This window comes from Pseudomonas palleroniana, assembly GCF_003031675.1.
Lineage (GTDB): Bacteria > Pseudomonadota > Gammaproteobacteria > Pseudomonadales > Pseudomonadaceae > Aquipseudomonas > Aquipseudomonas palleroniana.
Map to the genome: position 1 here is coordinate 116835 of NZ_PYWX01000071.1, position 11995 is coordinate 128829.

Here is an 11995-nt window from a genome sequence, read left to right on the forward strand (position 1 = left end):
CCCCGGCCCCGTGCCGGGGTTTCTGTTTCCAGCGTTTAACTGAAGAAACACAATCTCTGTGTGGGAGGGGGCTTGCTCCCGATGGCGGAGTATCAGTCAACAGACTCATTGACTGACCTACCGCCATCGCGAGCAAGCCCCCTCCCACACTGATCGAGCCACACTCTGAATCGAGAGGCCTCCCATGACCTGGCAACCCCACATCACCGTCGCCACCATCGTCGAAGACAACGGCCGCTTCCTCATGGTCGAAGAGCTCAAAGGCGGCCGCGCCGTGCTCAACCAGCCCGCCGGTCACCTCGACCCGCATGAGAGCCTGACCGAGGCCGCCATCCGCGAAACCCTCGAAGAAACCGGCTGGGACGTCGAAGCCACCGGCATTGTCGGGATCTACCTGTACACTGCCCCCAGCAATGGTGTGACCTATCAACGGGTCTGCTTCATCGCCAAGGCACTCAAACATCACCCGGACTATTCACTCGACGAAGGCATCCTCCGCGCCCGCTGGCTGACCCGCGACGAGCTGATGGCCTTGCGCGACGACTGGCGCAGCGAGTTGATCATCCGCTGCATCGATGATTATCTGGCCGGACAGCGCCACAGTCTCGAATTGATCCGCCCTTCCCTTTAGCCTTGCGCGCGCTAGCCTGTTAGAATCGCGTCCTTTTTCAAGACACCCGTTGAAACCCTATGCGTGATCCAGCCCCTTCTGACACACCAAAGAAGCGCGTCATCGTCGGCATGTCCGGCGGCGTGGACTCTTCCGTTTCCGCCGTTCTGCTCATGGAGCAGGGTTATGAGGTGGAAGGCCTGTTCATGAAGAACTGGGAAGAAGACGATGGCACGGAATATTGCACCGCCATGGACGACCTGGCGGACGCCCAGGCCGTGTGCGACAAGATCGGCATCAAGCTGCACACCGCCAACTTCGCCGCCGAGTACTGGGACAACGTGTTCGAGCACTTCCTGGCCGAATACAAGGCCGGCCGCACGCCGAACCCGGACATCCTGTGCAACCGTGAAATCAAGTTCAAGGCGTTCCTCGACTACGCCATGATGCTCGGCGCCGACCTGATCGCCACTGGCCACTACGTGCGCCGCCGCGATATCGATGGCCGCACCGAACTGCTCAAGGGCCTGGACCCGAACAAGGACCAGAGCTACTTCCTGCACGCCGTCGGCGGCGAACAGATCGCCAAGACCCTGTTCCCGGTGGGCGAGCTGGAAAAACCAGAAGTGCGCAAGATCGCCGAGAAACACGGCCTGGCCACTGCCAAGAAGAAGGACTCCACCGGCATCTGCTTTATCGGTGAGCGCCGCTTCAGCGACTTCCTCAAGCAATACCTGCCGGCGCAACCGGGCGAGATCAAGACCACCGACGGTGAAGTGATCGGCCGCCACCACGGCCTGATGTACCACACCATCGGCCAGCGCCAGGGCCTGGGCATCGGCGGGCTGAAAGATGCCGGGGAAGAGCCGTGGTACGTGCTGGTCAAGGACCTGGAACACAACGAACTGATCGTTGGCCAGGGCAATGAGCACCCGCTGCTGTTCTCCGGCGCCTTGCTGGCCTCCGAGATCTACTGGGTCAACCCGATCGACCTGAGCACCCCGCGCCGCCTGACGGCCAAGGTGCGCTATCGCCAGAGCGACCAGCCCTGCACCCTGGAAAAAACCGCCAACGGCTATCGCGCCACCTTCGATGACCCGCAGCGCGCAGTCACCCCCGGCCAGTCCGTCGTCTTCTATGACGGTGAAATCTGCCTGGGCGGTGGCGTGATTGAAGTCGCCGAAGCCTGGAGCAGCCCGGCATGAGCCCGACCCAGGAGCAATTGACGGCACTGGGCGGGGTTTTCCTCGCCGCGGTACTGGTGGACAAGATCGCCAAGACCGGCCAGGTCACCGAGGCCGGGCTGACCTGCATGCTTGGCAGCCTGCTGATCCGCGACCCAAAGGATACCCTGGAGGTCTACGGCGGCGATGACCTGGCGCTGCGTGAAGGTTATCGCGCACTGATCGGCGCCCTGGAACGCGACCCCAGCACCCTGCAACGCGAACCGCTGCGCTACGCCCTGTCGATGCTGGGCCTGGAGCGCCAATTGGCCAAGCGCGACGACATGCTGGAAACCATCGGCAAACGCTTGCCGCAGATCCAGTCCCAGGTGGAACACTTCGGCCCGGCCCACGAAAACGTGATCGCGGCCTGTGGCGCGCTGTACCAGGACACCTTGAGCACATTGCGTCAGCGCATCCAGGTGCACGGCGACATGCGCAACCTGCAGCAGCCGAACAACGCCTCGAAGATCCGCGCCCTGCTCCTGGCCGGTATTCGTTCGGCGCGGCTGTGGCGCCAATTGGGCGGTCATCGTTGGCAATTGGTGATCAGCCGGCGCAAATTGCTCAAAGAGCTTTACCCGTTGATGCGCAACGAATAAGTCGCAGCAACCCCAGTTTTGAAGCATTACGCGTAATACGCCGGTCAGTTGGCGACGGACCGGCGGATTTTTTCATGTATGATACGCGCCCCATTTCGTTGCCCGACTGTCCGAGAACACCCCATGCAGCTCTCTTCGCTCACTGCGGTTTCCCCTGTTGACGGCCGCTACGCCGGCAAAACCCAGGCCCTGCGCCCGATTTTCAGCGAATACGGTTTGATCCGTGCTCGCGTTCTGGTTGAAGTGCGCTGGCTCCAGCGCCTGGCCGCTCACCCCGCCATCAGCGAAGTGCCGGCGTTTTCCGCCGAAGCCAACGCTGTATTGAACACCCTGGCGGAAAACTTCTCCCTGGAGCACGCCGAGCGTGTCAAAGAGATCGAGCGCACCACCAACCACGACGTAAAAGCCATCGAGTACTTGCTCAAAGAGCAAGCGGCCAAGCTGCCGGAACTGGCCCAGGTCAGCGAATTCATCCACTTTGCCTGCACCAGCGAGGACATCAACAACCTGTCCCACGCCCTGATGCTGCGCGAAGGCCGTGATGACGTAATGCTGCCGCTGATGCGCCAGACCGCCAACGCCATCCGCGAACTGGCCATCCGCTTTGCCGACGTGCCGATGCTGTCGCGTACCCACGGCCAACCGGCTTCGCCGACCACCCTGGGCAAAGAACTGGCCAACGTGGTGTACCGCCTGGAGCGCCAGATCGCTCAAGTGGCGGCCGTACCGTTGCTGGGCAAGATCAACGGCGCCGTAGGCAACTACAACGCCCACCTGTCGGCCTACCCTGAGATCGACTGGGAAGCCAATGCCCGCGCCTTCATCGAAGACGAGCTGGGCCTGGGTTTCAACCCTTACACCACGCAGATCGAGCCGCACGACTACATCGCCGAGCTGTTCGACGCGATTGCACGCTTTAACACCATCCTGATCGACTTCGATCGCGATATCTGGGGCTACATCTCCCTGGGCTACTTCAAGCAGCGCACCATTGCCGGTGAAATCGGTTCGTCGACCATGCCGCACAAGGTCAACCCGATCGACTTCGAAAACTCCGAAGGCAACCTCGGCATCGCCAACGCCCTGTTCCAGCACCTGGCCAGCAAGTTGCCAATCTCCCGCTGGCAGCGCGACCTGACCGACTCTACCGTGCTGCGCAACCTCGGCGTGGGTTTCGCACACAGCGTGATCGCGTACGAAGCCAGCCTCAAGGGCATCAGCAAGCTGGAACTCAACGAGCAGAAAATTGCGGCCGACCTGGATGCTTGCTGGGAAGTCCTGGCCGAGCCAATCCAGACCGTGATGCGCCGCTACAACATCGAAAACCCTTACGAGAAGCTCAAGGAATTGACGCGCGGCAAGGGCATCAGCCCCGAAGCGCTGCAAACTTTCATCGACGGCCTGGACATGCCTGCCGCCGCCAAGGCCGAGCTGAAACTGCTCACTCCGGCCAACTACATCGGCAACGCTGTAGAGCAAGCCAAGCGCATCTGATCATCGCAAGACCCTTTGAGACGCCCGGCCGCGCCGGGCGTTTTTATTCCAGTCTGAAAAGTGCTTTTTTTCAATAGGTTACACATGAATCCTGATATCCCTCTTCAACTTTTGGGCGGCATCACAGCACGGGAATTCCTGCGCGACTACTGGCAGAAAAAGCCGCTGCTGATCCGCCAGGCCATCCCAGATTTCGAAAGCCCGATCGACGCCGACGAACTGGCCGGCCTGGCCCTGGAAGAAGAAGTCGAGTCGCGCCTGGTGATCGAACACGGTGAACGCCCGTGGGAGCTGCGTCGTGGCCCGTTCGCCGAAGATGCTTTCAGCACCTTGCCTGAACGCGAATGGACCCTGCTGGTGCAGGCCGTGGACCAGTTCGTGCCGGAAGTGGCCGAGCTGCTGGAGCAATTCCGTTTCCTGCCAAGCTGGCGCATCGACGATGTGATGATCAGCTTTGCTGCACCGGGAGGCAGCGTAGGCCCGCATTTCGATAACTACGACGTGTTCCTGCTGCAAGCCCAAGGCAAGCGCAACTGGAAGATCGGCCAGATGTGCAGCTCCGAAAGCGCGCTGTTGCAACACGCCGACCTGCGCATCCTCGCCGAATTCGAAGAGAGCGCCGAATGGGTACTGGAGCCGGGCGACATGCTCTACCTGCCACCCCGCCTGGCGCATTTCGGCATTGCCGAAGATGACTGCATGACCTATTCCGTCGGCTTCCGCGCCCCGAGCGCCGCCGAAGTGCTGACCCACTTCACCGACTTCCTCAGCCAATACCTGACTGACGAAGAGCGCTACACCGATGCCGACGCCCAACCGGCCAGCGACCCGCACCAGATCCAGGGCGACGCGCTGGACCGCCTCAAGAGCCTGTTGGCCGAGCACATGAGCGACGAGCGCATGCTGCTGACCTGGTTCGGCCAGTTCATGACCGAGCCACGCTACCCGGAACTGGTAGCCGGTGAGGACTTGGGTGAAGATGACTTTATCAACGCCCTTCAAGACGGTGCGATTTTGGTACGCAACCCGAGTGCGCGCCTGGCCTGGTCCGAAGTCGACGACGATGTGCTGCTGTTTGCCAGCGGCCAGAGCCGTTACCTGCCGGGTAAACTGCGCGAACTGCTGAAGCTGGTGTGCTCGGCTGACGCACTGCACAGCGAAAACCTCGGCGAATGGCTCGCCGACGAAGACGGTCGCGACCTGCTGTGCGAACTGGTCAAGCAAGGAAGCCTGGGGTTTGCCGATGAATAAGATTCACGTAAGTGTCGCGGACTGGCAAAAGGATATCGCTGAGATTCGGCGCATTCGTGAAGCGGTATTTATCGCCGAACAATCGGTTCCACCCGAGCTTGAATGGGACGCCGACGACGCCGGCGCGGTGCATTTCCTGGCATTCGAAGGCGACTTTCCGATCGGTACCGCCCGCCTGCTGCCCAGCGGCGAAATCGGGCGCGTATCGGTGCTCAAGGACTGGCGCGGACTTAAAGTCGGCGACAAGCTGATGGAAGCCGTGATCGGTGCGGCCGAGCAACGCGGCCAGCGCAAGCAGTTCCTCAGCGCACAGGTCTATGCCGCGCCGTTCTATGAGCGGCTGGGCTTCAAGATCGTCAGCGAAGAATTCCTGGAAGTCGGAATTCCGCATGTTGATATGGTGCGTGAGGGCTGATTCAGGATCGAGTCGCTGCCATCGGGAGCAAGCCCCCTCCCACACTTGACCGAGTCATTCTTCGGAGCGCGGTCAAAATGTGGGAGGGGGCTTGCTCCCGATAGCTATTTCAGCAACACCAGCAATACCCTGCCCTGCCAGGGCATTTGCCGTCTACGATTCAATTTGCGGCCTGCCGGGCCGACAAACTGGCACTATCACGCCTAATTGACTCGCAGAGATAACGGACATGTCCCTACGCACCCTGCTCATCGCACTCCTCCTGGCCGCCAGCGCCCCGGCCGTGGCCGACACCGAAGTCGTCAACCTGAGCAATCGCACCAGCGCCGACCTCCTGCCCGTGGCGCAGAATTTCATCGGCAAGGACGGCAGCGTCAGCGCCTACGGTAACCAGCTTATCGTCAAGGCCGACCCCGGCAAGATCCAGGACCTGCGCGCACTGCTCGCGCAATTGGACACGCCCGCCAAACGCCTGCTGATCACCGTCGATACCAACGAAAACAATCAGCAAAACACTGGCGACAGCCAGACTCGCATCATCAGCTACGGCACTGCCAGCCGCGACGGCGGTGTCCAGCAGATCCAGGCGAGCGAAGGCGTGCCCGCATTGATCCAGGTCGGTCAGAGCGTTCCGCTGACCACCACCCAGCAAGACAGCTACGGCCGCCTGCAAAACCAGACCCAGTATCGCAACGTCACCCAGGGCTTTTACGTCACCGCCAGCGTCACAGGCGAGACCGTACACCTGAGCATCAGTACCAACCGTGACCGCATGAGCCAGGAACGTCCCGATGTAGTGAACGTCCAGAGCACCGACACAACCGTCAGCGGGCGCCTGGGCGAGTGGATCCCCCTGGCCGGTATCAATCGCGAGACCCAGGCCGACAAATCCTCCACAACCCGCAGCTACTCTACCCAGGGCCGCGATGACCTGACTTTACGGGTCAAGGTCGACACCCTGAACTGAAGCACCGGAAACTGACTGATGAGTCGTATTAGACCAAAGATGTAGTGCTTTAAAAAAAGCACTACAAAACATTTGACGATCGAAAAAAGCCTGGGCATGATGGCCTCGCTCCCGCTAATCAGGGGCCCTGGCAAGGGCCTTCGGATCGCCGCTCCAAGCTACCCACCCGAGCCGATTCGTGTCTGTACCGCCCACAAGGTGTGTTTGACGAGGTTGCGACTGGAACGAAGTTGTCCCGAGGGACGGAAGCCAACCAGGTAACCCGGCTACACACTGATGGATCGTACCAAGGCCCACGACGCCCGAAGACCGTTCGCAGTTTGCCCCTACCTGCTCAACTCCATCCTTGAGCCAATCGTTCATCCCGTCGCCTTCCCCGCCAAGCCCGGCTTGACCACCTGAGCTTCTGGTCAGCGAGCAGCCAAAACCACGCACTTACTACGTGGCTGGCAAATGGAATTTTCCACCTAGACCTATGCGACGAGGTTTTTCCCCATGGCACTGACACGCGAACAGCAAATTGCAGCCCTTGAAAAAGACTGGGCTGAAAACCCACGCTGGAAAGGCGTAACCCGCGCTTATTCCGCTGCTGACGTCGTCCGCCTGCGTGGCTCGGTTCAACCTGAGCACACCTTTGCAAAACTCGGCGCCGAGAAGCTGTGGAAGCTGGTCACCCAAGGTGCCAAGCCTTCCTTCCGTCCCGACAAAGATTTCGTCAACTGCATGGGCGCCCTCACTGGCGGCCAGGCAGTCCAACAGGTAAAAGCCGGTATCCAGGCGATCTACCTGTCCGGCTGGCAAGTGGCAGCGGACAACAACTCCGCTGAATCCATGTACCCCGACCAATCGCTGTACCCGGTGGATTCGGTGCCGACCGTGGTCAAGCGCATCAACAACTCGTTCCGTCGTGCCGACCAGATCCAGTGGAAAGCCGGCAAGAACCCGGGCGACGAAGGCTACATCGACTACTTCGCACCGATCGTGGCCGACGCTGAAGCCGGTTTCGGCGGCGTACTGAACGCCTACGAGCTGATGAAGAGCATGATCGAGGCCGGCGCTGCCGGCGTGCACTTCGAAGATCAGCTGGCTTCGGTGAAGAAATGCGGCCACATGGGTGGCAAGGTGTTGGTACCGACCCAGGAAGCTGTGCAGAAGCTGACCGCTGCGCGCCTGGCCGCTGACGTCGCCGGCACGCCAACCATCATCCTGGCGCGCACCGATGCCAACGCCGCCGACTTGCTGACCTCGGACTGCGACCCGTACGACAAGCCGTTCGTCACTGGCGAGCGCACCCAGGAAGGCTTCTACAAAGTACGCGCCGGCCTCGACCAGGCCATTGCCCGCGGCCTGGCCTATGCGCCGTATGCGGACCTGATCTGGTGCGAAACCGCCAAGCCTGACCTGGAAGAAGCCCGTCGTTTCGCCGAAGCGATCAAGAAGGAATACCCGGACCAACTGCTGTCCTACAACTGCTCGCCTTCTTTCAACTGGAAGAAGAACCTGGACGACGCGACCATCGCCAAGTTCCAGCGCGAACTGTCAGCCATGGGCTACAAGCACCAGTTCATCACTCTGGCCGGCATTCACAACATGTGGCACAGCATGTTCAACCTGGCGCACGACTACGCCCGCAACGACATGACCGCCTACGTGAAGCTGCAGGAGCAGGAGTTCGCTGACGCCGCCAAAGGCTACACCTTCGTGGCGCACCAGCAGGAAGTGGGCACCGGCTACTTCGACGACATGACTACCGTGATCCAGGGCGGCACCTCGTCCGTGACCGCACTGACCGGTTCGACCGAAGAAGAGCAGTTCCACTAAGCACCGAGCAAACGGCCATTGCGGCCGCATGGAAGACCTAACCGCAATGCCGCAAAACAATCACGCCCCGACTGGTTCGGGGCGTTTTTTTTGCCTGCCCCCCCTCCCGACACCATGAAGATCACATTGTGGGAGGGGGCTTGCTCCCGATGGCGGTGTGTCAGCCGACACTTCTGAGGCTGATCCAGCGCAATCGGGAGCAAGCCCCCTCCCACAGGGAACGCAGGCTTTCTGAGGATTTTGCGCAAAACATTGATCCAGGGCGGTATCTGCGCAAGCCTGGTCGGTTATAAGGATCCGTTCAGGCAACTAAGCGGCACTCAAGCAAGTAACGGCAACTTCTGCGCCCCCACCACAAACATCCGCTTAAAACCCACCCAAACAATATTCATTATCATTTAGAGCATGAGAACTTCTTTACAGCTAAAACAAAACATAATTGGTGAAAAGCCGGCTAATCCCCGCCCCGCAAGGGCTACAGCCCCACAAAGGTGCACTATGTGCTTATTCCATCGAATAATTTCGCTATCGGAATTTTACTTGCCCGGTGTTTAGCCATAAAATCACCGCGATTGATTGCAGTGCGACATATCGTCACTGCATCGTTACTTTTTCGAGCTCAGAGACCTTTGCTCTCTGTTAAGGATTTCCAGCATGACCGAAGCGACAGGACTCATGGCCCACAACTGGGGCTTTGCCATTTTCCTCCTCGGTGTTGTCGGCCTTTGCGCCTTCATGCTCGGTGTTTCCAGCCTCCTCGGGTCAAAAGCCTGGGGCCGCAGCAAGAATGAACCGTTCGAGTCCGGCATGCTGCCTACAGGTGGCGCCCGCTTGCGGCTCTCAGCCAAATTCTATCTGGTCGCGATGCTGTTCGTGATCTTCGATATCGAAGCCCTCTTTCTCTTTGCCTGGTCTGTGTCCGTCCGCGAAAGCGGCTGGACCGGATTCGTCGAAGCCCTCGTTTTCATAGCAATTCTGTTGGCAGGCCTTGTCTACCTATTCCGAGTGGGCGCCCTTGACTGGGCTCCGGAAGCTCGTCGTAAGCGGCAAGCGAAGCTGAAACAATGAGGCTTTGGCGATGCAATACAATCTCACCAGGATCGACCCGGATGCTCCTAACGAGCAGTACCCCATCGGCGAACGGGAAACCGTTTCCGACCCGTTAGAAGACCAAGTCCACAAAAATATCTACATGGGCAAGCTGGAAGACGTGCTGAGTGGCGCGGTCAACTGGGGGCGTAAGAACTCCCTGTGGCCGTACAACTTCGGTCTTTCGTGCTGCTACGTGGAAATGACCACCGCCTTCACGGCGCCCCACGACATCGCGCGCTTCGGCGCCGAAGTTATCCGGGCATCGCCGCGCCAGGCGGACTTCATGGTTATCGCCGGCACCTGCTTCATCAAGATGGCGCCGATCATCCAGCGTCTCTACGAGCAAATGCTCGAACCGAAATGGGTTATCTCCATGGGTTCGTGCGCCAACTCCGGTGGCATGTACGACATCTACTCCGTTGTCCAGGGGGTGGACAAGTTCCTGCCCGTGGACGTCTACGTGCCTGGCTGCCCGCCTCGCCCTGAAGCGTTCCTGCAAGGCTTGATGCTATTGCAGGAATCGATCGGCAAGGAGCGTCGCCCACTGTCCTGGGTCGTCGGTGAACAAGGCGTTTATCGCGCCGAGATGCCGTCTCAAAAGGAACAGCGCCGCGAACAGCGAATCGCAGTCACCAACCTGCGCAGCCCTGACGAAGTCTGATCCAGCACCGCTTCTTTTATAGAACGAAAACCTGGCTTCATTCTTTACGTTGACCGAAAGCGATAAAAAACCATGACTACAGGCAGTGCTCTGTATATCCCGCCTTACAAGGCAGACGACCAGGATGTGGTCGTCGAACTCAACAACCGTTTCGGCCCTGACGCCTTCACCGCCCAGGCCACGCGCACCGGCATGCCGGTGCTGTGGGTGGCGCGTGCCAAGCTCGTCGAAGTCCTGACCTTCCTGCGCAACCTGCCCAAGCCGTACGTCATGCTCTATGACCTGCATGGCGTGGACGAGCGCCTGCGCACCAAGCGCCAAGGGCTGCCGAGCGGCGCCGATTTCACCGTGTTCTACCACCTGATGTCGCTGGAACGTAACAGCGATGTGATGATCAAGGTCGCGCTGTCTGAAACTGACCTGAGCATCCCGACCGTAACCGGTATCTGGCCGAACGCCAGCTGGTACGAGCGTGAAGTCTGGGACATGTTCGGCATCGACTTCCCGGGCCACCCGCACCTGTCGCGCATCATGATGCCGCCGACCTGGGAAGGTCACCCGCTGCGCAAGGACTTCCCTGCCCGCGCGACCGAATTCGACCCGTTCAGCCTCAACCTGGCCAAGCAACAGCTTGAAGAAGAGGCTGCCCGCTTCCGTCCGGAAGACTGGGGCATGAAGCGTTCCGGCACCAACGAGGACTACATGTTCCTCAACCTGGGCCCGAACCACCCTTCGGCGCACGGTGCCTTCCGTATCATCCTGCAACTGGACGGCGAAGAAATCGTCGACTGCGTGCCGGACATCGGCTACCACCACCGCGGTGCCGAGAAGATGGCTGAACGCCAGTCGTGGCACAGTTTCATCCCGTACACCGACCGTATCGACTACCTCGGCGGCGTGATGAACAACCTGCCGTACGTGCTGTCGGTCGAGAAGCTGGCCGGCATCAAGGTGCCGGACCGCGTCGACACCATCCGCATCATGATGGCCGAGTTCTTCCGAATCACCAGCCACCTGCTGTTTCTGGGTACTTATATCCAGGACGTCGGTGCCATGACCCCGGTGTTCTTCACCTTTACCGACCGCCAGCGCGCCTACAAGGTCATCGAAGCCGTCACCGGTTTCCGCCTGCACCCGGCCTGGTATCGCATCGGCGGTGTTGCCCACGACCTGCCGAACGGCTGGGAGCGCCTGGTCAAGGAATTCGTCGAGTGGATGCCCAAGCGTCTGGACGAGTACCAAAAGGCTGCGCTGGACAACAGCATCCTCAAGGGCCGCACCATCGGCGTCGCCCAGTACAACACCAAAGAGGCCCTGGAATGGGGCGTCACCGGTGCCGGCCTGCGTTCCACCGGCTGCGATTTCGACCTGCGTAAAGCGCGCCCGTACTCCGGCTACGAGAACTTCGAATTCGAAGTACCGCTGGGGGCCAATGGCGATGCCTACGACCGTTGCATCGTGCGCGTCGAAGAAATGCGCCAGAGCCTGAAGATCATCGAGCAGTGCATGCGCAACATGCCGGCAGGCCCGTACAAGGCGGACCACCCGCTGACCACGCCGCCGCCGAAAGAGCGCACGCTGCAGCACATCGAAACCCTGATCACGCACTTCCTGCAGGTTTCGTGGGGCCCGGTCATGCCGGCCAACGAATCCTTCCAGATGATCGAAGCGACCAAGGGTATCAACAGTTATTACCTGACGAGCGATGGCGGCACCATGAGCTACCGCACCCGGATCCGTACCCCGAGCTTCGCCCACTTGCAGCAGATCCCTTCGGTGATCAAAGGCGAGATGGTCGCGGACTTGATTGCGTACCTGGGTAGTATCGATTTCGTTATGGCCGACGTGGACCGCTAAGC

11 protein-coding genes are annotated in these 11995 nt (G+C 60.2%); all 11 read left to right on the forward strand.

The genetic code is table 11. The features are described 5' to 3' along the window. Positions 1-184 precede the first annotated feature (184 nt). Complete coding sequence (locus C9383_RS24990) at positions 185-631, forward strand: NUDIX hydrolase (RefSeq protein WP_090370268.1); 447 nt, start codon at positions 185-187, stop codon at positions 629-631. Between the two features lie 59 nt (positions 632-690). Next, complete coding sequence (mnmA, locus tag C9383_RS24995; protein ID WP_090370265.1) at positions 691-1815, forward strand: tRNA 2-thiouridine(34) synthase MnmA; 1125 nt, start codon at positions 691-693, stop codon at positions 1813-1815. Beyond that, positions 1812-2435, forward strand: a complete 624-nt coding sequence (hflD, locus tag C9383_RS25000; RefSeq protein WP_046068637.1) for a high frequency lysogenization protein HflD — start codon at positions 1812-1814, stop codon at positions 2433-2435. The genes mnmA and hflD overlap by 4 nt, the downstream gene beginning before the upstream one ends. Positions 2436-2558: 123 nt before the next feature. Further along, a complete protein-coding gene (gene purB / locus C9383_RS25005) occupies positions 2559-3929 on the forward strand; it encodes an adenylosuccinate lyase (protein WP_010209589.1) in 1371 nt (456 codons plus the stop codon). Between the two features lie 84 nt (positions 3930-4013). Beyond that, positions 4014-5180: a ribosomal protein uL16 3-hydroxylase gene (locus C9383_RS25010; protein WP_090370263.1), complete on the forward strand. Its 1167-nt coding sequence runs from the start codon at positions 4014-4016 to the stop codon at positions 5178-5180. Beyond that, entirely contained in the window at positions 5173-5595 is a 423-nt protein-coding gene (locus tag C9383_RS25015) for a GNAT family N-acetyltransferase (RefSeq protein WP_060755662.1), read from the forward strand. Before C9383_RS25010 ends, C9383_RS25015 begins: the two co-directional genes overlap by 8 nt. Positions 5596-5824: 229 nt before the next feature. Next, entirely contained in the window at positions 5825-6562 is a 738-nt protein-coding gene (locus C9383_RS25020) for a secretin N-terminal domain-containing protein (protein WP_090370261.1), read from the forward strand. A gap of 495 nt (positions 6563-7057) precedes the next feature. Then, positions 7058-8383, forward strand: a complete 1326-nt coding sequence (gene aceA / locus C9383_RS25030) for an isocitrate lyase (RefSeq protein WP_060755664.1) — start codon at positions 7058-7060, stop codon at positions 8381-8383. A gap of 654 nt (positions 8384-9037) precedes the next feature. Then, the gene (locus C9383_RS25035) at positions 9038-9451 is read left to right on the forward strand and encodes an NADH-quinone oxidoreductase subunit A (RefSeq protein ID WP_003219575.1); all 414 of its coding nucleotides are present in this window, start codon (positions 9038-9040) and stop codon (positions 9449-9451) included. Between the two features lie 10 nt (positions 9452-9461). Further along, positions 9462-10136, forward strand: coding sequence for a NuoB/complex I 20 kDa subunit family protein (locus C9383_RS25040; protein ID WP_060755665.1), 675 nt, complete (start codon positions 9462-9464; stop codon positions 10134-10136). A gap of 72 nt (positions 10137-10208) precedes the next feature. After that, complete coding sequence (gene nuoC, locus C9383_RS25045) at positions 10209-11993, forward strand: NADH-quinone oxidoreductase subunit C/D (protein ID WP_060755666.1); 1785 nt, start codon at positions 10209-10211, stop codon at positions 11991-11993. Positions 11994-11995: the final 2 nt, after the last annotated feature.